Genomic DNA, 22,675 nt, shown 5'->3' on the forward strand with positions numbered 1-22,675 from the left:
TGCCGATGGAGAGCGGCCACTGTCGGCCGCTCGACCTCGAGCGGAGCCCCCGTTTTTGAGGGCTCGCAGCGTACGTACCGACGTGATCGACCGTCACCAACTGCGTGAGCTCGCCTCGGAAGTCCTTCGGCTCGCGCGGACCGAACAAGTGACGCTGCTGGCGGCCGGCGTCGCCTTCTACGGGTTCATCTCGCTCGTGCCGCTGCTGTTGCTCGGAATGGGGATCGCCGCCTCGATCGGCGGGGAAGCGCTCGCGAACCAACTGACTGCCGCGGCGAGTGACGTACTCACGCAGTCGGCCCAGGAACTGCTCGCCGAGACGGTGCTCGACGACACCGGTCGACAGAGTGCGACCATCGTCGGCGCACTCGGGCTCCTCTGGGGCTCGAGCCGCGTCCTCCGTGGCCTCGATCGGGCGTTTTCGCAGGTGTACGGCACTGCCGGCTCGAAGTCCCTGATCGATACGTTCTGGGACGCGATGATCGTCTTTCTGGTCATCGCGTTCGGACTGGCTCTCGTCGGCGGCCTCGAGTACGTGATCCGGTTCGTTCCCTTCGTCGGCGTCGGAATCCTGGGACCGGTGCTGGTCGTGGTCGGCCTAAGCGTGACCTTTCTGCCGCTGTACGTCGTCTTTCCGGATGCGGACGTCGGCGTTCGCGAGGCGTTGCCAGGAACGCTCGTCGCCGCCGTCGGCTGGTTCGCGCTGAGCCAGTCGTTTTCGGTGTACGCCGACCTCGCGACCGGCTACGCCCTTTACGGAGCACTTGGCGCCGTCTTTCTCGTCCTTATCTGGCTGTACATCGGCGCGATTATCCTCGTCTTCGGCGCGATCCTCAACGCAGTGCTTGCCGGCCGTGATATGGATCGGCAGCTACAAAGTCCCGGCGCCCGACAGGTCTCGATAGAAGCGATGACCGACGACGCCACGGGTGCCGACGAGGAAGAGCCGGTCGACGACTCGGCTGGGAGCGACGGCCACGCTGCCGGCGGCGAGCAGCGAGCGCGCTCGAGCGCCCGAACGCGAGACCGGGCCGACGATCCCGAGGCGCTTCGCGAGGAGATCGAGCGGCTACGCGACCGCATCGACGACTACGAGGAGTCCGTCGAACGCCGAACCGTTCAGAAAGACTCCCTCGAGGGCGAACTCAAACGATACGTGCGCCGCCGGATTCGACGAGGACACGCCCGCGACTGGGGGCCCTATGTCGTCTTGCTCTATGGCACCGTGCTGGCGCTTGGTGCGTTTTACTATCTCGAGGGGATCTGGGCGATTCTCGCGATGTTTACCGTCTGGACCTCGACGCTTGGCGTCTACGTCCTGATGGTGCTTTTCGGTGCCGGCATCGCGTTGCTCGACGTTCCCGGTCGGATCCGCGACGCGATCGGCGAGCGCCGGTCCTAATCGCCCTCGACGCTCCGGTCAATCGGCGTGTTCGCTCGAGCCCTCGCGGGCGCGACTCGTCGCCTCGAGGAAGTCGAACGTCGGGAAGAACCGGCCGGTTTCATGGTGGACTCCCGCGAGGAGGACGCCACCGGCTGCGATGGGGGCAATCGCACAGGCGAGATAGACCGGCCAGAAGCCCAACAGTTCGACCAGCGGCAGGGCGACGATCGGACCGAGGCCGCCGCCGACATCGCCGAGGACGTTGTTCGTCCCGACGGCGCGGCCCATCCGGTCCTCGGGCGTGAGATCGGCCAGCAGCGCCATCAGCGGGCCGCTCGTGCCACCTTGTCCGGCGCCGATCAACAGGCACGCGCCGGTGAGCGTCACGACCGAGTCGGCCATCGCCAGCAGAACGAAGCCGGCGAACGTCAGGCCGAGAAACCACAGCAGCGTCGGTAACCTCGAACCCGTTCGGTCGGTGACGTAGCCGCCAAGGAACATGAACAGACCCGCGGCGACGACCGTAATCGCCATGAAGATGCCCGAGGACGCCTGCGCGCCGAAGCCGAAGACGCCGAGATCGTTGTGGTCCAGAAAGAGTACGAGCGTGGCGAATAGCGCACCGATGTAGGCAAACAGCACCGCGAAGTTGACGATGCCGACGGTGACGGCGGGGACGCTCGTGTCGACATCCCACAGCGAGACGGCTCGCCGTTCGCGATTCTCGACGTGGGTCTCGGGGATCGTCACGTAGGCGACGACGCTCGCGGCGACGGCGAAGACCGCGGCCACGAGAAACGCCGGCACCGTCCCCGCGAGTTCGCTCAGCACGCCCCCGATGACGACGCCGCTCGGGAATCCGAAGAGCACGCCGCCGCGGATGAGGCCCATGCTCGCGCCCCTCGAGTCGCCGTCGCTGACGTCGGCCGCGATCGTGTAGGCGGTCGCAAAGACCGCCGCGCTGCCGACCCCCCAGACGATCCGCGCGGAGAGGAACCAAGCTTCGGGGACGTTCGGCAGGAACCACAGCTCCGGCCGCGCGGCGACGACGGCGACCACGTAGCCGAACGTGGCGACGCTCTGGACAACCATCCCGACGACGAACGGCGTTCGCGTCCCGATCCGGTCGACGAGGACCCCCGCGGGTGCGTTTGCGAGCAGCCGCGAGAACCGATTCGCACTGAGAATGATGCCGACCAACAACGGCGAGATACCAAGAACCACGCCGAGGTTCGGCAAAATTGGAAAGATGACGCCACCGCCGAAACCGACGAAAAACGTACTCGCGATGACCGCGCCGACGACGACCCAGCTTCGCTCGACCGACCCACTCACTGGGTCACACCGCCGGCACGTCGACGCTCGTCTCGAGCCGAACTGCCGACCGACAGTTCGAGGTACTGGTTCGATGCTGACTGCATTTAACTGACTAGTTAGTCAGTAGTCGCGAAAAGCGTTTGGGTTCACGTTCCTCGAGAAGCGAGTAAACGCTGGTAGACTGTCACCGATACCGAACCACTTTCGTTAAGCAGTGGAGTAATGGTACCGTACATCATCATGGCAGTTGTGCACCGACGTTCCGACGACATCGCGGACCCTACCCGAGGAGGGAGGGCCACTGACAGCCACCCATGAGCGACACCTACTACGAACGCCTCGTCGACGAGGACGCACTCGCGGCGTATCTCGAGGACGAACTCGGCGAGGCGGACGACTACGACGTCGAACGGCATCAGGAAGGTCACTCGAACGAGACGCTGTTCGTCACCTGGGGCGATCGCGAGCTCGTCATCCGGCGGCCGCCGCCGGGCGAGACCGCCGATACGGCCCACGACGTCATCCGGGAGTACAGCGTGATGGACGCGGTCGCGGACACCGACGTTCCGGTACCCGAACCCGTCTCGGCCTGTGAGGATCACGATATCATCGGTAGCGACTTCTACGTGATGGAACAACTCCAGGGCGACGTCCTCCGGGAGGACGAACCGGATCGCTTCGCCACCCCCGAGCACCGACAGCGCATCGGCGAGGAACTCGTCGACACGCTGGCGAAGATCCACCGACTCGACTACGAAGAGATCGGCCTCGGCGAGTTCGGCAAACCCGAGGGCTACACGCAGCGACAGGTCGACCGCTGGGGCAAACAGCTCTCGTGGGCCTTCGAGGTCACCGAGGACGAACGCGAAGTGCCGGTCCTCCACGAGGTCGGCGACTGGCTCCGTGACAACGTCCCCGAAGAACATCCCCACACGCTCGTCCACGGCGACTACAAACTGGATAACGTTATGTACGGGCCTGGAACACCGCCGGAAGTCGTCGCCGTCTTCGACTGGGAGATGGCGACGCTTGGCGATCCGCGGGCCGATCTGGGCTGGATGCTTTCCTACTGGCGCGATCCCAAAGACCCCGCGCCGGAGCTCCCCGAACTCGTCACCGACTTCATGGAACGGGAGGGGTATCCCACCCGCGTCGAACTCGTCTCCCGGTGGGAGGAACTGACCGGCTACGAGTTCACACACGAGCGGTTCTACCGCACCCTCGCGGTCTACAAACTCGCGGGCCTCGGCGAGATGTTCTTCCGTCGCTATCTCGAGGGCAACAGCGACAATCCGATGTACCCGAAGATGGAAGACCGCGTCCCGGCACTGGCCGCTCGCGCGAAACGCATCATCGACGGCGACGAACCGCTGTAACGCGACGGCGGGTCGCTCGAGAGTACACGCCATCACACCGCGTCCGCTTGAGCCAGACCGATCCGCTCACCGCTCGACGAGACCGATATATCGGATCTCGACGGCGATGTCGGCGTTGGTCTGGGCAGTGATACGCTCGTATATTTCGTCCTCTAACGCTGTCGATCCCTCGCCAGGCGGTCCGCCGATCGTGACGACCGCACGCTCGGGCCCGAGGAACGGATACTCCTGGTCGGTCGTCACCTCGAACTCGAGGAGCTGGTACTGGGCGAACTCTTCATCCTCGAGGACGAGTTCGATCTCGCTTGTCGCGTCCTCCTCGAAGGTGGCCAGGGCATACGAGGAGTAGGTGATCGCGCCCAAGAAGACGGCGAAGACGAGGACGACCAGGGCCAAACCGGCGACGCGCTTGCGGACGCGCGCTTCGGTCGGGGCCAGTGAGAAGATACCCTCGGGTCGGTAGCCAGCGTACCACAGCGTCACGAGGCCAGCGAGGTTGACGGAAATGACGTTGACGAGGACGAGGACGGTCGAGCCGATCGCCGCCGAGGGTTCGCCCCAGGCGATCGCGATGCCAGCCGCCGCGGCCGGCGGGATGAGCGCCGCCGCGATCATGACGCCGACCAACGCCACCGAGATTCCTGTCGAAATGCTTACAATACCGGCGACGCCCGCTCCCAGTGCGACCGCAAGCGAGAGGAGATCCGGCGTCAGCCGCTCGGAGATCTCGCCGACCTCGGCGATATCCAATCCCGGCGGGACAATATTCGTCACCCGGACCATCCACGCGAACAGCGCCGCCGCCGCGATCGCGAGGACGACACCGAGAATCTGGTAGAGGACGCTCTCGAAGACCAGTTCCTCGTCGTCGATTACCGACCCCACGCTCGCCCCCAGCGCTGGCCCGATCAGCGGCGCGATCACCATCGAGCCGACGACGACCGCCGGCGAATCGAGTAACAGACCCGCTGTCGCCACAATCGCACTTACGACCGTCATCGTCGCGTAGATGCCAAACGTCGGCGTCAGCGACTCGGCTTCGGCCTCGAGTTCCTGTCTCGAGATACGTTCGGACTCGACGTTCCCGGTCTCGTACTTCTCGCGGAGGGACTCGAACCGCCGTGAGACGACGGTTTCGGCGTCGACGACGACCGTGTAGGCGTCGTCGTCGATCCCCGCCTCCTGTAACTCGTCTAAGACGGGCTCGACTGCCGCCGAGGGCAACGGGAAGTAGACGACCGCCGTATACTCGCGGTTGCTCTTCTCGTCGGTCACGACGTAATCGATCTCGCGATCGTCGAGCGTCTTGAGGATCGTCTCGCGTTTGCCCGTCGGCACCGTCAACTGGACGAGTCGCACGTCCGGGCCTGAAACACTCCGGGTTCATAATTGCTAACTATTTTTGGTCACGGCCTGCCGGTCCTCCCGATCCATGTCCGAGCGTCGATCCCGCGGTACCCGGTGATCGGCGTCTGCTGTACCGACTGTGTGCCAGCGGTTTGTTCGAGTGTGCAACGGCACCAGGACAGTCACTCCCGCCGCGGTGGCACAACCCTCGGCTGGTAGCGGCCCACTACGCCGGCTATCGTCGACGTACGACGAGCGCTCGCGAGGCCAATCCGCGATTAGATTCGCAACCGTGATATCGTTTTTTGACGAGTTCGTGGGGTAGCGACCGCTATGGACGATCCAACGCGACGGCGGTTACTGTGGGGGGCCGCGACCGGCAGCGTCGTGCTCGCGTCGATCGACGGAACGGCTGCTAACCGGCGAAGGGGTGTTGCCTCCAGTGGGACGGCCACGGACGCACTCGAGGTCTCGATCATCGAGACGGACGCGCCGGTTCCGGCGGGGGAGTATCTTCGAATCACGACCGAACTCGAGAACACCGGGTCGACGGACGTTCGGATCGGGATGGAACTACTCGTAGGCCACGCCGAGGCGTCGATCGGACGCCGCGAACTAACGGTCGAGGCCGGCGAGAGCCGGACGGTCCGGCAGGGCTTTTATACGTACCCGGTACCGTCCGACGACGAGTTCCCGATCCGCGTCGAGACCGACGCCGGATCGGCCGAACGGATGGTGTCGGTGACCGGGGCGTCGACGCTGCCCGACTCGAGCCCCGACGCCGAACTGACGGTCGCGCCCGGCACGGAGGTGTTCTTCGAGGCGGGTGCGATCGATCCGGACGCGTTCCAGCAGGCCATCTGGTGGGTCGACGGCACCCGGGCGGGCGGCGGGGTCGGCGGCCCCTGGGAGAGCACCTATTACGGCGAGACCGGCGCCCACTACTGGCGTCAGACCTTCGACGAGGTCGGCACCTACGAGGTCGCCGCAGCCGTCGTCCCTGACGACGGCGAACAGACCTACGCCGCGACCTGGACGGTCGAGGTCGACCCCGGCGGGCACGGTCCGCCGTCGATCGACGACCGTCGCCCCAGCGCGGACGTTCTCTCGGTTTCCCGGGGCGAGACTTACGAGGTCGAACTCACCGCGAGTGATCCCGACGGCGGTCTCGATCGGGTCGTCTGGTGGCTCACCCAGGCCGATACGATCCTCGAGATCACCGACCTCGAGGGGACGACCGACACCGCGACGCTGTCGACGGACGCCTTCTGTCACACCTGCCACGTCATGCCATGGGTGATCTGTTCGGACGGACGCATCGCCACCCTCGAGGGCTGGCAACTCGAGGAAGACCGCGGCACCCAAAACGGCGTTTCGGTGTCGATCCGGTCGACGAACTCGCCGGTCGAGGCAGGGGATCTCCTCGAAGTGATCGTCGATGTCGAAAACAGTGGGCAGACACCGATCACACAGGATCTCGAGCTCGTCGTCGGTCACGATCCCGAGCTGGTCGACACCCAGGAAATCACTCTCGACGCCGGCGAGTCGGGCGCGGCGACCCTCGAGTTCGAGACCTACCCGGTGGCCCAGGATCAACGGTTCCCCGTTCGGGTGGTCGGCGAGGATGACGAGGCCGAGATAACGGTCGTCGCCGAGGCGGAAGCGACTACCGAAGACTGATACGCGGTCTCGATACACCGACACGATCGTCTGTGGCTTCGCCACGGACGGACAGCGCCGCGCGTGAGCGTTGCCACGACGGTCACTGGCTGCGGACGCTGGCGACGTAGCCGACGACATCGGGTGCGATCGGATACGTCCAGGCGGTCCCGAAGATCGCCTTCGCGGTCGCCACGAGACAGAAGAGGATGGTAAGCGGGAGCAACAGGGTGACGAAAAACGCGAACAGAAACACCGGCAGAACGAGCAGCAGTTCTATCACGCCCGGGAGCGCCACCGCGTCGGTCAGCCACGCCACCGGGAAGAACACGGCCACGAACGTGACGACCGTCGCGAACAGGAACGCGTACCAGTTGATCGCGTTCCGGGTGTTCGTGCGGGTAAACTCGTGATCGGAGAAGCGGTAGATGAGTATCGGAACGACGAACAGAAACGGGACGAGATTCGCGACGAACGCGATCACGTGGGCGAAGACGCCAAGCAGCGTTCGCTCCGCGAGCACCGACGGCCCGGGCGCCCTCGAGTCGATCGCGGCCGATTCGTCGCGGCGTCCGGACTGAAAATCACGGTCGGTAGACATATCGAGTCTCGGTTCGGTCATCGGCGAACGGATACGTGAACTACCCCACCCTGCTCGCGCTGATGCGCTCGCTGAGGGTGGGGCTTCCTGGTTCCGCGACGCGCTTTTTCACGGATGCTCGACTGACGCCGACCATCCGCGCAGGGAGCGCAGTCTCCGCAGGCGTAGATTCGGAGTGACCCACTCCTACTCGATGGTGATGGCGAGATTCATCTCGACCGCCCTTTTTGTCGGACTCTAAGCCGAGACGATGAGTAGCTACCATCACACTTCCAGTCTTCGACTGGCAGTGTTGTAAATACCCGGCACAGACTGAAAGTGAAACGAAGACGGCGCTGTATCCCTCCCTACTGCGCTCCTTGTTCGCTGGTGCGGACTGCGGTGCTCGTTGAGGAAGGGGACTTAGCGCCTGCAATCAGGTAAAAAAGGGGCGCGCCGCCTCGAGCATCGTTTCGACGACGTGGCGCTGTGTCAGTTCCGTTTGGCGCCCGCCAAAATGACGGTTCTCTTTTACATCGCCGCTCGCTAATGGTTGTGCTACAGGAGTTTGCCGCTCCTGTCGACCCCGCCTTCGGCCCTCCACTGCTCGACGGCATCGTCGCCGCGCTGGCGTTGTGGACTCGGTGCCGGGACTCGAGCGCCGTTCGGTCGAGCGTCGACGATAGTCGTCAAGTCATCAAGTAACGTATATTTCGGCCGTCTGTCCAGTGTGTTCGTAGTGCGAACCAAATTTTTTTGGAGATATTCTCATACACGTTATCGATGACGGGCCACGTATGGACGAGCTCTTCGAGGCGCTCTCGAGCGCCCACCGACGCCGTATCCTCCGTGCGTTGCTCGACCATCGTCCACACGACGATGGTGGGCTCCGTGTTCCAGCGGACGTCTTCTCCACAGCGCAGTCGACCGACTCCCTCGAGCTCGCGTTGTATCATACCCATCTGCCGCGGTTAGCTGACCTCGGACTCGTACAGTGGAACCGAGAGACGCGGATGGTGCGACCGGGGCCCAGGTTCGAGGATATCACCGGGATGCTCGAGCACTGCGACGAGTATCCAAGGGCGGCCCCGCAGATGTCAGAATCGAACGGCTCAGTTGGGGGCTAGCCGGCAGCGCCGTCCGGTCGATCGACGATCGGTTCCGAGGTGGCCACCGGTGGGAGTCGTCGCCGACCGCGTCGGGAATGCCGGCGAGATCGACCGCTCTCCAACCCATTTATTCGGCTGCCGTCCGCAGAGGCGGGTATGCGACTTGCACTACTGGGCGGTACTGGCGACATCGGCGAAGGACTAGCGGTTCGGTTCGCACGCGATACCGACCACGAAATTCTCATCGGCTCGCGCGATCCGGAAAAGGCCAGAGACGCCGTCGCGGCGTACGAAGACGACCTCGAGAGTCGCGGCGTCGAGGCCGACATCAACGGCTTTGGCAACGAGATGGCGGCCGACCGGGCCGACGTCGTCGTGCTCTCGGTGCCGCCGTACTACGCGGGCGACACGGTCGAAGCGGTTGCGGACGCGCTCGATAGTGAGACGATCCTCGTCACCCCTGCGGTCGGGATGCAAGGCGACGAAGACGGGATGCACTATCATCCGCCGGGTGCGGGTAGCGTCACCGAACTCGTCGCTCAGCGAGCCCCCGAGGAAGTACCGATCGTCGGCGCCTACCACAACCTCGCGGCAGGCAAACTCGCGGATCTCGACGTCAGTTTCGATCTCGATACGCTCGTCGTCGCCGACGACGCGGACGCAAAACGGACCGTGCTGGATCTCTCGAACGAAATCGATGGGCTGCGCGCACTCGATGCCGGCCCGCTGGCAAACGCCGCGGAGGTCGAAAGCGTCACGCCGCTGGTCATCAATATCGCAACGTACAACGACGACCTTCACGATGTCGGCGTCAAGTGGGTATAGTGGCGTTCCAAGCCCGACTTCGTAGTCGACGCCTGGAGCGGTACTAGAGCCGCCGCTCGTCAGTCGGGGCGTGGAGAAAACGACCGTCTCGTCGTCTCTTAGGCGCCCGCGGACTCGAGGGCGTCCTCCAAGTCCTCGCGTTGGGTGACGCCGACGAACCGCTCGACGATTTCGTCTTCGTTCTCGATGATCAGCGTTGGCAGCGACCGAACCTGATACTCGTTAGCGACATCTTGTTGCTCGTCGACGTTTACCTTCTCGACTTCGAAACGGCCCTCCCAGTCGTCCTCGAGTTCCTCGAGGATCGGGTCCTGGGTCTTACACGGGCCACACCAGTCTGCGTAGAAGTCCTTGAGTGTGACAGTCATACGGTTCATCGCTAGTTGCCACGCGCCGCGCATAAGGGTTTCCCAGTCGACCGAGCGTCGAACCGCTGCGACCGAGAGACCTCGAGCGCGCGAGTGGCGGCGGTGTCAACACCGACACTGGTGTGTCGAAAGATTTAGTTTCGGGGAGCCGTAGTAGAGAGTATGGACAGAGGACAGAATACTGGCGGACTGATGTCCAGTGCCGGACTCGTCCGGTACTTCGACGCAGAGGACTCCAACGCGATTCTCATCAACCCCAAGACGGTCATCGCGACCGGCGTCATGCTGGGCATCCTCGTCCAGTTGTTGACGTTCGTCTCGTAATCGAACGACCCTTTTGCGTTCGTCGGCGGTGAGCGACTGCACTGGGACCGAGAGGAGAGTCGCCCAACCGCTCGTTGCTCGAGTTAGCGACAACGGGCGTTCGCTCGCGACGCGCCGTGGGCCCACCGTCGGTCGGTGCCGGTCCGACGGCGACTCGTCCCGCCGGTAACCGGGGCGTCGATCCCACGGACCGTCTCGGTCGCGAAAGACGTTCTCGAAAAGTGGAAATTCAAATATTTCCCCAATTGGTTCGTAACCCGACCATACGTACCAGTAAGCAACGATTACGTTTTTAATACTCACACGGAAAGTGGCTGTCGTAGACGAACTGGTATGCACGGCCACCACCCAGCAGCAGACCGAACTCGTTCACGAGTGTATCGCGCGATTCACGATCCCGACGGCCCGGCGACGCTCAGTACGACCGTCGTCCACGCACTGGCAGACTGTCTGGGCGTCGACCCGACCGAGGGGCGTCTCTCGCTGTACGACGCCGTCGATCCGGACGCACTCGATGCGCTCTTTCGCCATCGACACGACGGCACGCCGCGAAGCGGGGGTCGACTCTCGTTCGTCGTCGACGACCACCACGTCACGGTCACCGGTGACGGCGAGATACTCGTCGAACCGCCGACACCGCGCGAGCGGCCCCTGCGATAGGGATAGTAACAGCTGCAACTAGAGAAACCCTCCCAGCCACCCGGCAGTCGTCACAGCCGGTCGACAAGTCCGTTTTCTATCGCGTCCAGGTGATCGACCCCGACGACGGCGACGACATCGCCGCGCTCGGGTAGCGTCTCGAGACGGTCGATCATACAGTGCTCACGCGTTTCGTCGCGGTACGCCAGTGCCGTGCCGTCGGTGTCGACGCTCTGGAGGAGCGCCTGGACGCTCGAGACGTGTGACCGCTCGTGGGCCGCTTGGTCGGCGGGCGGATCGGCGGCCGTACAGTCGTACTCGATAGCGTCGTCGCGGTCGATCGTCATCGACGTCGCGTGAGTGAGCGTCGCGGCGACCCGGCAAGTGAGTGCGTCCCGCGTCGCACCGCCGACACTGGAGACAACGCGGCGCGCAGTCGTCGGCGAGACGCGATCGGCAACCAGCCGGGTGACGAGCCGTCGCAGGAACGACCAGTTCGGGGCGTCGATTCCGACGACGTCGGCGTTGCCTGCGGCGCGAATCGCCGCGCTCATCTCGCCGCCGAACTGTGGCGAGTCGTCACCGCCTCGAGCGTAGGCGCGATAGAGCGGCAACGCTGCGGGCGGTAACTCGACGGCGAGGACCGACGGCTGGATCGACTCGAGGACGCACTCGACGCGGGCGACGCTGGCGGGATGATCGTGGACAACGCCGAGAAGGACGAGATCGCCGGCCGATCCGGGAATGTGCCGACAGAACTGGTCGGTGATTCGCGGATCGTCGAACGAAGCGGGGAAGTCGGCCATTGATCGACTGGTAATACGCGACTAGCGCCATAACCCTTCTGTTGTCCGCAGCACCGAATCCAGTTACCGTCTCGGAGTCTGGTAGCGGTTCCGTGTTGGTAATCGTTTCCAGCCGAGTAACCGCCGCCTACGATCGTGCTCGTGTGTAACAGTCCGTATCCCACGACAACGATTTTGGCAATTTATGCGACAGCCGTCCTTCGAGGAAAACAGCCGGACGCTGGACACATGACACGAGAGCAACTCACGGCGGCAGACGAGGGAAAACGTGTGCTCAACACCGACGGCAACGACGTCGGCCGCATCGTTGCCGTCGAGGACGGTCGGGGATACGTCGAGCCGAATCCGAGCCTCACGGACACGATCAAGGCCAAACTCGGGTGGGGCGACCCGACGGAGACGGCCCATCCACTCGACGAGGGAAGCATCGAGCGAATTACCGACGAGGCCATCTATCTTCGGGGAACGCTGTAAGCGACCTCGACTGTCGTTCTGGTCGTCGCCAACGGCTCGAGTGACCGCGATTAGACGCCGGTCGAGTAGCGCAAGAGTCCGGCGAAACCGCCGAACGCGTTGTAAAGTTGTTCGCCCTTCTCGAAATCGGTCGAGATGAATTTGGTTTCGGTGCCGCGCTGTTCCGCGATTTCGATCAGGTGGTCGATGGCGTCCTCGCGGTCGTCCTCGGTCGCTTCGACGTTGGTACCGCAGTCGCTACAGGAGTGTGACGGCGTCGACTTACGTCGGTCGATGACCTCCCGATCGGTGTTGCCACACTCCTCGCAGTCGTAAGTGACGACGTCCTTTCGGAGGTCCTCGCTGATGAGCAGCCGATCGACCGCGCCCATCATCAGGTTCCGTCGGGTCTGCTCGAAGCCGTAGGTGGCGAGGTCGCCCGCGTTGAGTTCCTCGAAGAACTCCTCCATCTGCTTTTTGTCTTTCATCACCTCGGCGTCGGCCAAGGCATCTTCGGCGTTGTCAACGAGGTCCTTGAGGCCGGATTCGTCGGTGTAGGCGACATCGAATTTCCCGATGACGTTGTCCTGGATCTCGTGGTGGAGGTAGTCGCCGTCTAAGAACTCGTCTTTCGTCGGCGAGGGGCCGCCGACGAGGATGCCGTCCAGTTCGTGGCGTCTGGGGACGAACAGGTCGTTTGCCATGCCCGCAACCTCCTGATAGAAGTTGTCGATCGCCTCCAATCGCAGGCGGGCGAATCGCTGGGCGGACTGGCCACCTTTGCGCTGTTTGCCGGGGACGAGCGAGGAGGCGGACTTGACCGGTTCGATGCGTTTGCCCTTCAGCCAGCCGACGTTGGCTTCACGTCGGTCCAGGACGACCAGCCCGTAGAGGCCCTTGTCCGCGAGCATCTCCTCTAACGGTTCGGTGAGAAAGTCGGAGTCACAGTGATAGCGGAAGGATTCGACGGGTTGGGGCGGGCTCTCTAAGACTCGCGTCACCATCTCGGTCTGACCGCCGCCGGAGTTGACAGCACCGGAGAAGAGAACGATGCCGTTGTCGGGCGGGTAGGTGTCGTAGTAGCGGAGTCGATCCTTGATGCTCGTCAGGGCGTCCTGGACGGCCGTCCGGGTCTGTTTGGACTTGATGTTGGCCGCCTCGCTGTGTTCCTGGGTGACGTGGGTAACGACATCGCTGATCTGTCGATCATCGGGAACGTAGATCGTCACGAGTTGGGTGCCGGACCCCTCGAAGTCTTTGAGATCCTCGATAACCTTCCGGAATTCGTACTTCTTCCGGTCGGATTGTTCCTGCTCGGCCTCCTGGCTCATTGTCAGAACAAAGCACTGGCGCGGGTAAGTATCCTTTGACACTCCCGAACGAGCGCCACAGCGGACCGCCGCGGGGACGATGGGGGGTAAGATTCACGGTGGTGCCGTCCCATCGTCCGGACAGTATCCGAGTATGTCCCATGAGACGGTCTATGCTATCGCGAGCGGGAAAGGCGGCGTCGGCAAGACGACGACGACGGTCAACCTCGGGACGGCGTTAGCCCAGGCTGGCGAGCGCGTCGCGATCGTCGACACCGACCTCGGCATGGCGAACCTCGCGGGGTTCGTCAGTCTGACCCCCGACGCGACGACGCTACACGACGTGCTGGCCACAGACGCATCGATCGACGACGCGACCTACCGACTGGCGGACAATATCGTCGCCGTCCCGAGCGGCACGGGGTTGGACGACTACGCCGAAACGTCACCGGAGGGACTTCGCGAGGCCGTCGACACGCTTCGGACGAAATACGACTACGTCTTTCTCGATGTCGGTGCGGGCATCAGCCACGAGACCGTGTTGCCGCTCGGACTCGCCGATGCCGTCATCGTCATCTCGACGCCCGAGCCCGCCTCCGTACAGGACGCGCGCAAGACGATCCAGCTGACCGACCACGCCAACGGCGAGGTTGCCGGACTCGTCGTCACCCGCGTCCACCCCGACAGCGACGTGACCTACGACGAAATCGCCGACCAGCTCGAGCTCTCGTTACTGGGTGCCGTTCCGGAAGACGGCACCGCCCGCGAGAGCGTCTACGCTGGCACGCCGCTGGTCGTCTACGATCCGGAAAGTCCGGCTGCGGTCGCCTACCGACGTATTGCCGCCGAACTCGCCGGAATCGAACCGCCGTCGAACGACGCCGACTCGACACCGACCACCGACGAAACCACACGCGACATCGACGAGGGTGAACGCGACGACGCCTCGAGTGCAATCACGGAAGCGGAATCCGATCCCTGAACGGGACTGGCCAGGACGGTCTCGACCGACTAGCCGTCGGTAGGCGGTACCTGGATCGGCGCTGTTACGGTTCGAATGCCGGGACTCGATCGAAGGGACGGGCTACCATCGATCCGAGCCTCTCCGCGAACCCGACGGCGCTGGCAGTTGGACTCCCATCGCCACTCGAGTGCGCTTTTGATCGCGTATTCGTGCCGTACAGCCCTGATTCTCCATATTTCTCCAGAAAATACTCGCTCATCCGAGTAACTCACGACATCCTGAGAGTACGAGCTAATTACTAATCCATCCGTCTCTGGAGCGCTCGAGCATGGAGCGACGAAAAATCCTCCTTGGCAGTGGAGCGGCGCTCGCGACCGTGCTTGCGGGCTGTTCCAGTACCGAAACCGACGAAGAAACACCCTCCGACGACGACGGCTTCGACGACGGCGGGTCCGACGACGGGTACGAGGACGATGACGACGGCGACGACGGCGACGATGAGCACGACGACGTACCCGGTGTCGACAACGACAGCCTCGAGCCCGACAGCGATCACTTCAGCATCGAACGCATCGATAACAGTCCCGAAACGCTACAGATCGTCGTGGCAACGGACACGACCGATAGCGAAATACTCCACAAGGAACTCGAAGGGTACGCAGAGGGTATCGCACACGCGATCGACGATCGCGACCGGTTCAAAACCGAGATCGAAGTCGTCGAGCTGATCCTCGAATACGATGGCAGTCGCGTCGCCGCGATCGCCGTCAATATCGAGTGGCTGCTGGAGTTCCTCGACGGCGAGATCACGAAAGAAGAACTCGGCGGCAAGGTCGTCGACGCGAAGGAGTAAGTCGCCCGGACTGCTCTAACGATGTCCCGGTGCAATCGTAGACGTATCGCGATTGGATCGGCAATGACGTACAGGAAACCGTATCAGGCGACGCTTGGCTGTCGGTCCGTCCCCACCCGTTTCCCCGCGCGGCCTTACATCGACCGCGGCGCAGCGACACCGAGGATCGAGAGCGCGTTCGCGATCGTGTGTTTCGAGGCGGCTACCAGTGCGAGACGCGCCTCGCGGAGTTCGGGATCGATCTCGTCGGAAAGCACCGGACACTCCCGGTAGAAGCCGTTGAACTGCTCGGCGAACTCGCGCGTGTAGGTGGCGATCCGGTGGGGTTCTAAGTCGTCTGCAGCCTCCTCGACGACGGCCGGGAACCGGGCGATCGTCTCGAGGAGGTCCCGTTCGGCCTCGGTCGCGAGCAGGTCGGCTTCGAAGCCCTCGAGTTCGATCTCCTGGGCCGCGAGATCGGTCTCGGGATCGAGTCCCGCTTCTTCCAGAATCCCGCAGGTGCGAGCGTGGACGTACTGGACGTACGGCGCGGACTGGGCCTCGAAGTCGAGTGCACGATCCCACTCGAAGGTGATCGCCTTCGTCGGCTGTTTCGAGACGATGTCGTAGCGCACCGCCCCGATCCCGACCTGGTGGGCGATGCGCTCGACATCGTCCTCGTCCAGCTCGTCGTCGCGGATGCGATCCTCGAGGCGGTCCTCGACTTCCTCGCGCGCGCGATCGATCGACTCGTCGAGCAGGTCGTCCAGATCGACGCCGGTGCCACGTCGCGTGCTCATCTTGCCCTCCGGCAGATTGACGTAGGAATACAGCACCTGCTCGAGCCCGCTGGTATCGTTGTCGAGCAACTCGAGAGTCGTCCGCAGTTGTCTGGCCTGCAGTTTGTGGTCCTCGCCGAGGACGGTTACCGCACGATCGTAGTTGTCGAACTTCCACTCGTGGTGGGCCAGATCCCGCGTCGCGTACAGCGAGGTGCCGTCCGAGCGCAGGAAGACGAGGTTCTTGTCGATGCCGTGGTCGTCGAGTTCGAGTTGCCAGGCGTCTTCCTCGTAGACGGCCGCGTCGAGTTCCTTGAGTCGCGAGACGAGGTCGTCGGTGTCGCCGTTGCGCATGAAGCGGGTCTCTTTAACGAACTCGTCGAACGCCGCGGGCAGGCGTGCGAGACAGCCCTTCATGCCCGACAGGACCTGATCGACGACCTCGCTGACCCGGTCGTAGGCCGCCTCCTCGCCCGCCTCGAGGCCCTGCATGATCGACTCGATCTCGGCTTCTGCCTGTTCGAGTTCGTCCTCGGAGGCGTCCTCGAGGTAGGCGTTGCCCTTCCGGTAGTAGCGCACGAGGTCGTACTCGATGCGATCACGTTCGGGCTCGTCCTCGAGGTCGGCCTCGTCGAATCTCTCGTAGGCCCAGGTGAAGACGGCCATCTGGCGGCCGGCGTCGTTGACGTAGTAGTGGCGATCCACGTCGTAGCCGGCGAATTCGAGGAGGTTCGCCACGGCATCGCCGATGATCGGATTGCGCGCGCGACCGACGTGGACCGGCCCCGTCGGGTTCGCGCTCGTGTGCTCGACGACCACGCTCTCCTCGCGATCCGTGAGATGGCCGTACGCGTCGTCAGTCGCTGCCGCGAGCGTCTCGGCGAGGTAGGCGTCACTCGGCAGGAAGTTGAGGTAGGGGCCCTGCGTCTCGACAGCGCCAACGTAGCGCAGGTCGTCGGTGTCTATCTCGTCGCCGATCTGGCCGGCGACCTGGGGCGGGGGTGTGCCGGCCTCGCTGGCGAGTCGAAAGGCCACGCTCGAGGCCAGGACGCTTTCGACGTCTTCGGGCGGTTCTTCGATCCCGAGATCGTCGGTCGGGAACTCGAGTGTCGAGAGCGCCCCGTCGAGGGCGGCTTCGACCTCGGTGCGGAGAGACAGGAACATACCCGCCCGTATTCAGGGATCGACTAAAGGGGTGTCGGGTTCGAGTTACTCGATCGAGACGGTCGTCAGATCCTCCGCAAAGCGAACGTCGCCGTCGTAGTGACTCTCGATCGACGCGAGCATCTCCTCGTGGCGATCGTCCGTGTGCGGGTAGAGATGCGTGAGGTAGACCCGGCCGATGTCGTGGCCCTCGAGGGCGGTCCCAAGCGTTTCTGGCGTCGGATGGTTCGAGACGTCGACGTCGTCGGGGAACGAACAGTCGTGGGCTAAAATCGCGGACTCGTCGGCGAAGTTCGCCAGGCCGGCGAAGGCCTCGCTGTCGCCGCTGAAGGTAAACCGATCGTCGAAGCGATAGGCCAAACACGGCAGGGAGTGACGGGTCTCGTAGGCCGAGACATCGAAACCGGCGACCGAAAAGTCGCCGGCGACGACCTCCCGAACTTGCAGGTCGAGACGTCCTTCCATGTAATCGTGGACCGACAGCAGATCGTCGACGAGCGATTTGGTTCCCTGCGGGCCGACCACCTCGAGGTGTTCTTCGCCGGCGAGCCATCGGGCCTTGAACAACGGCAGGAGGTCGGCAACGTGGTCGAGGTGATGGTGAGTAAGCAACACCGTCGAGATGGATTCGTAGCCGATGCCGGATTGCTGGAGCCGATGGAGCACGCCCGATCCGCAGTCGATCAAGAGGCTGCGGTCGTCCTCCTGAACGACGATCCCCGTCTGGAAGCGTTCGCCGGTCGGCAACGCACTCCCGGTCCCGAGAAATGTAACGCGCATACGAGAGGGTGCTTCCGGCCGGGAGAAAAGGGTTGTGCTGGCTCCGGAGCGATATCTCGCTGCCTGCTGTCCGGCAGTACGAATAAGTGCACTCGTGTAGTCGAACGGACATCCAGTGATGTACACGGTTTCGGTCTCCGACGCGTTCGTCGCCCAGCACTACCTGACGGTGCCCGATGCTGGTCCCGAGGGGCAACTCCACTCACATCGGTACACGGCTACCGCGACGTTTCGCGGCCCCGAACTCGGTCCCGACGGCTACCTCGTCGATATCGACGCCGTGACCGACGCCCTCGAGTCAGTCGTCGACTCGATTCGCGACCGAACGCTCAACGAGCTACCTGCCCTCGAGGAGCTGAATCCGAGCGCCGAACGCGTCGCGACGCTGCTTGGCGACCGACTGGTCGCGACGCTTACGCCGGAGCTGGCGACCGAACTCGGGATTCGACTTTGCGAGGACGACGTCGCGACCGTCAGTCACGAGCGATCGCTCTAACCCCCTCTCGACCCACCGTCGGTGAAACGCCAACCGTGCCCACGAAAATCGAGTATCTGGCCGCGAAACGGACCGTCGACGACCGAGCGCTTGACCGACACGTCTGGGACCGGTTCGTATCGACGCTCGAGGCCGACGCTGACGGCGACCCGATTCGAATCCTCGAAGTCGGCGCTGGCATCGCCACGATGGTTGCCCGACTCGCGACATGGGGGCGACTCGACCGGCCCCTCTCCTATCGCGCCGTCGACCTCGACGCCACCTGCATCGACGCCGGCCGACGGCTGCTTCCCGACTGGCTCGAGCGGGCCGGCTACGACGTCGAACGGCGCGGCGAACGTCTCTACGCCTGGGATCGCACGGCCGGCCGTCACGCCCACCCCCAATTCGAGATCACGCTCGAGGTCGCCGACGCGACGACGATCACCGACGCAGCCGACGCCGTCGTTGGGGCCGCCGTCTTCGATATCGTCGACCTCGAGACGATGCTCGTCGCCCTGCGAGATTGCCTTCGGCCGGGCGGCCTGCTGTACGCGCCGTGTACCTTCGCTGGGACCACGACCTTCGTTCCCAGACACCCCCTCGACGATCGGATCGAACGCCACTATCACCGACACATGGACGACGTTCGCGAGCAACCCGGCGGGAGTCGGGCAGGCCAGCAACTCATCGAGACGGCCCCCGAGCTCGGCTACGAGCACCTCGCGGTCGGGGGCGCAGACTGGGTTATCCTTCCGCGAGACGGCGAGTACCGACACAACGAGGGCGTCGTTCTCGAGCACCTCCTCGAGACTATCGACGACGCCCTCGCCGACGTTCCCGAGTCGGTCCTCGAGTCATCCGTCCGGAACCGGTGGCTCGAGCATCGCCGGCGACAGCTCGAGCGTACGGAGTTCGGGATGATCGTCCACCACTTGGACGTGCTGGCCCGACTGTAGTCGCCGGCGCTTGCGGTACTTACGCCAGCGGCGTCCGCTCGACGACCTGGCCGTCGTAGCTCGGATACTGCTCGACGATCTCACCGCTTGCGAGGTCGCCTTCCTCGATCATCTCCTCTAAGAGCCACCAGGCGACTTCGACGTGGTTGGATTTGACGGTGTAGAACTCCTCGGGAACGCCGAGTTCGACGAACCGATTGGGGTCGACCTCGGTCTTGCCGTAGACGAGCGTGCCGTCGTCGGTAACTTCGTCGAACTTCCGGCGGATGGTGCGAGCCATCCGTTTGAGTCGGCGGCGGTGCTGGGCGGCGTCCTTGAAGACGGACGTACAGAAGTAGACCTTCTCGTGGTCGCCCATGACCTCGAGAATTTCGTCTCGGGAGCCATCGACGGCGCTCATGTGGTCTTCCTTGAGTTCGAACCCTGCCTCTTGCATCCGGCGGTAGTTGCCGTCGCTCATCTCGAACTCGTTGACGTTACAAAAGTCGGCAGCGCCTTCGTCCAAGAACTCGAGAAACTCCGGTTCCGGTCGAATGCCGGGAATCTCGAAGGCGGGCGTCAATCCCTCTTCGCGGGCGATATAGAGGATCTCCTCCCACTCGGTGCCGTGGAGGTCACCCCACTGCTCGAGTGGCGGATGGAACCGAATTTCGTCGAGGCCGGCTTCCGAGAGCCGACGCATATTCTCGCGACCGCCCGGAATACCGGTGTAGAGGTGCGTGTGGTGATCCTCGCCGAACTCCTCGGTCAGTAGCTCGAGATAGTGACAGGTCCGCCCGAGCGCTTCCTGGGGCTCGCCGCCGGTGATCGAGGTCCCAAGCGCGTCCATGCGCTTTGCTTCCGTGATGACGTCGTCGTCGTCCTCGACGAGTCGTTCGTTGGCGTAGACGTCGGTGACGTTCTTGCGGTTCTCGCCGAGCGGGCAGTAAAAGCAGTCGCGCTGGTCGCAGTAGCCGTAGACGAAAAGCACCATCTTGCCGCCTTTTGCACACTGCTCACAGCCCTTCGAGATCATTCGACCGAGTATAGCGGGCCGACTCACAAAAGCCGTGCGAAACGCGTTGGTGTGACCAACCCGGCAACTCGTGTCGCTCCAATTCGATCGCTCAGGGTGTACCGCTGTCCCGGCGCGACTGTCGGCTGTCGCGGTCGCACGGGAAGACCTACAGGAGTCATACGGTTTCTGTAACGGTGTACCGGTGCAACCGCAGGACGGGACGCGATTGCACCGGAAACGACGTACAGTAAACCGTATCAATCGCAGCGTTCTCTCGGCCTCTATGCTTATTGTTATCGAACCGGAACCAGTTCCCTACTGATGGCCGGTTCGACGCGCGTTCTCTACGTCGGTGACGATCTGGCTACCGAGAGGGGGCTCGACGACTGTCGCCGGGAACCCACCGTCACGTCGCTCGCCGATCCGGCGGCCGCGATCGATCGTCTCGCGAGCGACGACATCGATTGTGTCGTCTGTGACGCCGCGTTCGACGAGGCGGTCGAGATGGATGGACTCGACCTCCTCCGAACCATCCGCGACCGCGATCCGTCGCTGCCGGTGATCCTGGTGACGGACGGATCGCCCGAACAGACAACTGCAGCGATCGCCGCTGGCGTGACCGATCTGCACACGACTACCAGCCCAGACACTGCCACACCAACGCTCGCCTCGCGGGTCGATGTCGCGGTCGACAGCGCCGGGACGGCGGTCGATTCCGTGGCCGGCGAGTCCACCACTCCCGTCGGCGCTTCCGACGACGGTATCGCCACTACCGAAACCGACTCGTTCCAGTTGGTGGAACTGTTCACCGACATCGATCGCTACCGCCCGGTGATCGACGGGATCGCCGATCCGGTGTACGTCCTCGACGACGAGGGTGTCTGTATCGCCGCCAATCGCGCGTGGTCGGCGTATACTGGTCACGACCGATCCGTCTTCGTGGGCCGTCACGCTCGCGAGTTCCTCGATGAACAGGAGTACGAAACCGCCTCGGCGACGGTCGCGAATCTGTACGCGGAGGACGGCGGCCGGGACGCCTTCGAAATGACGATCGAGACGGCAACCGGTGAGACCCGACGTGTGGAGGTCAACGTGACGGTCGTTACGGACGAGACCGGCGCGTACGCCGGATCGATCGGCGTCATGCGAGACATTACGGAGCGCAAGGCGCGAACCCGGGAACTCGGCCAGTACGAAGCGATCGTCGAGACAGCCCCGATCGGGTTGCTCGCGGTCGACGCCGACGGCTACCTCCGTTGGCACAACGAGGTGTTTACGGAGGATCTCGGCATCGATCGAGAGATCGTGGGCACCCACTTCACAGAGATCGTCGACGACGGGTTCGTCCCGGAGATGGTCCTCGACAACTACCTCGACCGCGTTCGGCATTTGCTCTCCGACGAGAACGACGACGAGCGCGTCACCTACGAAACGGAGTGGGTCGACGCGAACGGGGACCGCGGTGTCACTGAGTTCAACATGGGTCTGCTCCCGCTCGAGGACGGCGAGTTCGCCGGCACCGTCCACGCCTTCCGAAACGTGACCGAACGCGTTGAGTATCACGCGGAACTCGAGCGCCAGAACGACCGCCTCGAGCAGTTCGCCAGTATCGTCTCCCACGACATTCGCAACCCGTTGAATGTCGCGAGCGGCTATCTCGACATCCTCGAAGCAGAGCACGACGACGACGAACTCGAGGAGATCCAGTGGGCACTCGAACGCATGGAGGAGTTAATCGACGACCTCCTGACCCTCGCACGGTACGGTCGCACGGTCGACGAACGTGAACGGGTCGTCCTCGACGAGGTCCTTGCCGAGTCCTGGGCGGGCGTCGATACCGCCGACGCGACGCTGGTCGCGGCTATCGACGGCTCGATCATAGCACACGAGAGCCGTATCCGCGAACTGTTCGAGAACCTCTTCCGGAACGCGATCGAACACGGTGGGTTGGATGTCACCGTCACCGTCGGCCGCATCGACGGCGAAGCGGACGGGTTCTTCGTCGAGGACGACGGCGGCGGGCTCCCGGACACCGAGGATATCTTCGAGTTCGGCCACACGACCGCCGAGGACGGAACCGGCTTCGGACTCGGAATCGTCTCGGACATCGCCTCCGCTCACGGCTGGTCGATTACGGCGTGTCAGGGTGCAAGCGGTGGCGCGCGGTTCGAAGTTCGTGAGGTGACGAGCCTCTCGGAGCACCCGAATTGAGCGACGGGTTCGAAACG

General features: G+C 63.7%; 22 protein-coding genes. 13 read left to right on the forward strand and 9 right to left on the reverse strand.

All coding sequences use genetic code 11. The annotated features are described in order from the left end of the window. The first annotated feature begins 82 nt into the window (after positions 1–82). Positions 83–1,402: a YihY/virulence factor BrkB family protein gene (locus D8Y22_RS09420; RefSeq protein WP_141464446.1), complete on the forward strand. Its 1,320-nt coding sequence runs from the start codon at positions 83–85 to the stop codon at positions 1,400–1,402. An 18-nt stretch (positions 1,403–1,420) separates the two neighbouring features. Here the strand turns inward: D8Y22_RS09420 and D8Y22_RS09425 are convergent, their stop codons facing one another. Continuing rightward, positions 1,421–2,719, reverse strand: coding sequence for an MFS transporter (locus D8Y22_RS09425; protein ID WP_141464447.1), 1,299 nt, complete (start codon positions 2,717–2,719; stop codon positions 1,421–1,423). 296 nt (positions 2,720–3,015) lie between these two features. On the opposite strand from D8Y22_RS09425, the gene D8Y22_RS09430 reads away from it, so the two are divergent. Then, positions 3,016–4,077, forward strand: coding sequence for a phosphotransferase family protein (locus D8Y22_RS09430; RefSeq protein WP_141464448.1), 1,062 nt, complete (start codon positions 3,016–3,018; stop codon positions 4,075–4,077). Positions 4,078–4,143: 66 nt separating this feature from the next. Here the strand turns inward: D8Y22_RS09430 and D8Y22_RS09435 are convergent, their stop codons facing one another. Then, entirely contained in the window at positions 4,144–5,436 is a 1,293-nt protein-coding gene (locus tag D8Y22_RS09435; RefSeq protein ID WP_141464449.1) for a TIGR00341 family protein, read from the reverse strand. Between the two features lie 321 nt (positions 5,437–5,757). Here D8Y22_RS09435 and D8Y22_RS09440 point away from each other — a divergent pair, with 321 nt between their 5' ends. After that, positions 5,758–7,104, forward strand: coding sequence for a hypothetical protein (locus D8Y22_RS09440; protein WP_141464450.1), 1,347 nt, complete (start codon positions 5,758–5,760; stop codon positions 7,102–7,104). An 82-nt stretch (positions 7,105–7,186) separates the two neighbouring features. Here the strand turns inward: D8Y22_RS09440 and D8Y22_RS09445 are convergent, their stop codons facing one another. Then, positions 7,187–7,684 carry a DUF4870 domain-containing protein gene (locus tag D8Y22_RS09445; protein WP_174811812.1) on the reverse strand — a complete coding sequence of 166 codons (498 nt, stop codon included), beginning with the start codon at positions 7,682–7,684 and terminating at the stop codon, positions 7,187–7,189. Between the two features lie 776 nt (positions 7,685–8,460). Here D8Y22_RS09445 and D8Y22_RS09455 point away from each other — a divergent pair. Continuing rightward, complete coding sequence (locus D8Y22_RS09455) at positions 8,461–8,790, forward strand: DUF7344 domain-containing protein (RefSeq protein WP_141464452.1); 330 nt, start codon at positions 8,461–8,463, stop codon at positions 8,788–8,790. Positions 8,791–8,928: 138 nt separating this feature from the next. Beyond that, positions 8,929–9,597, forward strand: coding sequence for an NADPH-dependent F420 reductase (npdG, locus tag D8Y22_RS09460; RefSeq protein ID WP_141464453.1), 669 nt, complete (start codon positions 8,929–8,931; stop codon positions 9,595–9,597). A gap of 98 nt (positions 9,598–9,695) precedes the next feature. Here npdG and trxA read toward each other — a convergent pair whose 3' ends face one another. After that, positions 9,696–9,998 (reverse strand): thioredoxin, encoded by a 303-nt coding sequence (trxA, locus tag D8Y22_RS09465; RefSeq protein ID WP_281282391.1) that lies wholly within the window; start codon positions 9,996–9,998, stop codon positions 9,696–9,698. Between the two features lie 129 nt (positions 9,999–10,127). Here trxA and D8Y22_RS09470 point away from each other — a divergent pair, with 129 nt between their 5' ends. Both D8Y22_RS09470 and D8Y22_RS09475 read left to right on the forward strand, forming a co-directional pair. After that, a complete protein-coding gene (locus D8Y22_RS09470) occupies positions 10,128–10,289 on the forward strand; it encodes a preprotein translocase subunit Sec61beta (RefSeq protein WP_141464455.1) in 162 nt (53 codons plus the stop codon). A gap of 333 nt (positions 10,290–10,622) precedes the next feature. Further along, positions 10,623–10,949, forward strand: a complete 327-nt coding sequence (locus D8Y22_RS09475; RefSeq protein ID WP_141464456.1) for a HalOD1 output domain-containing protein — start codon at positions 10,623–10,625, stop codon at positions 10,947–10,949. A gap of 50 nt (positions 10,950–10,999) precedes the next feature. Here D8Y22_RS09475 and D8Y22_RS09480 read toward each other — a convergent pair whose 3' ends face one another. Further along, positions 11,000–11,734: a hypothetical protein gene (locus D8Y22_RS09480; protein ID WP_141464457.1), complete on the reverse strand. Its 735-nt coding sequence runs from the start codon at positions 11,732–11,734 to the stop codon at positions 11,000–11,002. Positions 11,735–11,962: 228 nt separating this feature from the next. Here D8Y22_RS09480 and D8Y22_RS09485 point away from each other — a divergent pair, with 228 nt between their 5' ends. Then, positions 11,963–12,208 carry a PRC-barrel domain containing protein gene (locus tag D8Y22_RS09485; RefSeq protein ID WP_141464458.1) on the forward strand — a complete coding sequence of 82 codons (246 nt, stop codon included), beginning with the start codon at positions 11,963–11,965 and terminating at the stop codon, positions 12,206–12,208. 50 nt (positions 12,209–12,258) lie between these two features. Here D8Y22_RS09485 and prf1 read toward each other — a convergent pair whose 3' ends face one another. Continuing rightward, on the reverse strand, positions 12,259–13,518 hold the full coding sequence (gene prf1 / locus D8Y22_RS09490) for a peptide chain release factor aRF-1 (protein WP_141464459.1): 1,260 nt from the start codon (positions 13,516–13,518) through the stop codon (positions 12,259–12,261). A gap of 133 nt (positions 13,519–13,651) precedes the next feature. Between prf1 and D8Y22_RS09495 the strand changes: the two genes are divergently transcribed. Together D8Y22_RS09495 and D8Y22_RS09500 are read left to right on the forward strand one after the other, a co-directional pair. Further along, positions 13,652–14,479, forward strand: coding sequence for a MinD/ParA family ATP-binding protein (locus D8Y22_RS09495; RefSeq protein ID WP_141464460.1), 828 nt, complete (start codon positions 13,652–13,654; stop codon positions 14,477–14,479). A gap of 310 nt (positions 14,480–14,789) precedes the next feature. Further along, positions 14,790–15,314, forward strand: coding sequence for a hypothetical protein (locus D8Y22_RS09500; RefSeq protein ID WP_141464461.1), 525 nt, complete (start codon positions 14,790–14,792; stop codon positions 15,312–15,314). A gap of 134 nt (positions 15,315–15,448) precedes the next feature. Here the strand turns inward: D8Y22_RS09500 and argS are convergent, their stop codons facing one another. Together argS and D8Y22_RS09510 are read right to left on the reverse strand one after the other, a co-directional pair. Continuing rightward, positions 15,449–17,236 carry an arginine--tRNA ligase gene (gene argS / locus D8Y22_RS09505; RefSeq protein ID WP_141464462.1) on the reverse strand — a complete coding sequence of 596 codons (1,788 nt, stop codon included), beginning with the start codon at positions 17,234–17,236 and terminating at the stop codon, positions 15,449–15,451. A 45-nt stretch (positions 17,237–17,281) separates the two neighbouring features. After that, positions 17,282–18,016 carry an MBL fold metallo-hydrolase gene (locus D8Y22_RS09510; RefSeq protein WP_141464463.1) on the reverse strand — a complete coding sequence of 245 codons (735 nt, stop codon included), beginning with the start codon at positions 18,014–18,016 and terminating at the stop codon, positions 17,282–17,284. 118 nt (positions 18,017–18,134) lie between these two features. Between D8Y22_RS09510 and D8Y22_RS09515 the strand changes: the two genes are divergently transcribed. Both D8Y22_RS09515 and D8Y22_RS09520 read left to right on the forward strand, forming a co-directional pair. Beyond that, positions 18,135–18,512 (forward strand): 6-pyruvoyl trahydropterin synthase family protein, encoded by a 378-nt coding sequence (locus D8Y22_RS09515; RefSeq protein WP_141464464.1) that lies wholly within the window; start codon positions 18,135–18,137, stop codon positions 18,510–18,512. A 35-nt stretch (positions 18,513–18,547) separates the two neighbouring features. Continuing rightward, positions 18,548–19,450 carry a methyltransferase domain-containing protein gene (locus D8Y22_RS09520; RefSeq protein WP_174811813.1) on the forward strand — a complete coding sequence of 301 codons (903 nt, stop codon included), beginning with the start codon at positions 18,548–18,550 and terminating at the stop codon, positions 19,448–19,450. Between the two features lie 19 nt (positions 19,451–19,469). Here the strand turns inward: D8Y22_RS09520 and D8Y22_RS09525 are convergent, their stop codons facing one another. Next, a complete protein-coding gene (locus tag D8Y22_RS09525; protein ID WP_141464465.1) occupies positions 19,470–20,465 on the reverse strand; it encodes a radical SAM protein in 996 nt (331 codons plus the stop codon). 303 nt (positions 20,466–20,768) lie between these two features. Between D8Y22_RS09525 and D8Y22_RS09530 the strand changes: the two genes are divergently transcribed. Continuing rightward, positions 20,769–22,658 (forward strand): PAS domain S-box protein, encoded by a 1,890-nt coding sequence (locus tag D8Y22_RS09530; RefSeq protein WP_141464466.1) that lies wholly within the window; start codon positions 20,769–20,771, stop codon positions 22,656–22,658. Positions 22,659–22,675: the final 17 nt, after the last annotated feature.

Source organism: Salinadaptatus halalkaliphilus, from assembly GCF_006543045.1.
In the GTDB taxonomy this organism is placed as follows: Archaea; Halobacteriota; Halobacteria; order Halobacteriales; family Natrialbaceae; genus Salinadaptatus; species Salinadaptatus halalkaliphilus.

Coding starts and splice junctions, on each gene's coding strand:
- D8Y22_RS09525 (WP_141464465.1), bottom strand. CDS start 20,465: ATGATCTCGAAGGGCTGTGAGCAGTGTGCAAAAGGCGGCAAGATGGTG.
- trxA (WP_281282391.1), bottom strand. CDS start 9,998: ATGCGCGGCGCGTGGCAACTAGCGATGAACCGTATGACTGTCACACTC.
- prf1 (WP_141464459.1), bottom strand. CDS start 13,518: ATGAGCCAGGAGGCCGAGCAGGAACAATCCGACCGGAAGAAGTACGAA.
- D8Y22_RS09445 (WP_174811812.1), bottom strand. CDS start 7,684: ATGTCTACCGACCGTGATTTTCAGTCCGGACGCCGCGACGAATCGGCC.
- D8Y22_RS09430 (WP_141464448.1), top strand. CDS start 3,016: ATGAGCGACACCTACTACGAACGCCTCGTCGACGAGGACGCACTCGCG.
- D8Y22_RS09510 (WP_141464463.1), bottom strand. CDS start 18,016: ATGCGCGTTACATTTCTCGGGACCGGGAGTGCGTTGCCGACCGGCGAA.
- D8Y22_RS09480 (WP_141464457.1), bottom strand. CDS start 11,734: ATGGCCGACTTCCCCGCTTCGTTCGACGATCCGCGAATCACCGACCAG.
- D8Y22_RS09440 (WP_141464450.1), top strand. CDS start 5,758: ATGGACGATCCAACGCGACGGCGGTTACTGTGGGGGGCCGCGACCGGC.
- npdG (WP_141464453.1), top strand. CDS start 8,929: ATGCGACTTGCACTACTGGGCGGTACTGGCGACATCGGCGAAGGACTA.
- D8Y22_RS09515 (WP_141464464.1), top strand. CDS start 18,135: ATGTACACGGTTTCGGTCTCCGACGCGTTCGTCGCCCAGCACTACCTG.
- D8Y22_RS09495 (WP_141464460.1), top strand. CDS start 13,652: ATGTCCCATGAGACGGTCTATGCTATCGCGAGCGGGAAAGGCGGCGTC.
- D8Y22_RS09530 (WP_141464466.1), top strand. CDS start 20,769: ATGGCCGGTTCGACGCGCGTTCTCTACGTCGGTGACGATCTGGCTACC.
- D8Y22_RS09475 (WP_141464456.1), top strand. CDS start 10,623: ATGCACGGCCACCACCCAGCAGCAGACCGAACTCGTTCACGAGTGTAT.
- argS (WP_141464462.1), bottom strand. CDS start 17,236: ATGTTCCTGTCTCTCCGCACCGAGGTCGAAGCCGCCCTCGACGGGGCG.
- D8Y22_RS09455 (WP_141464452.1), top strand. CDS start 8,461: ATGGACGAGCTCTTCGAGGCGCTCTCGAGCGCCCACCGACGCCGTATC.
- D8Y22_RS09485 (WP_141464458.1), top strand. CDS start 11,963: ATGACACGAGAGCAACTCACGGCGGCAGACGAGGGAAAACGTGTGCTC.
- D8Y22_RS09470 (WP_141464455.1), top strand. CDS start 10,128: ATGGACAGAGGACAGAATACTGGCGGACTGATGTCCAGTGCCGGACTC.
- D8Y22_RS09500 (WP_141464461.1), top strand. CDS start 14,790: ATGGAGCGACGAAAAATCCTCCTTGGCAGTGGAGCGGCGCTCGCGACC.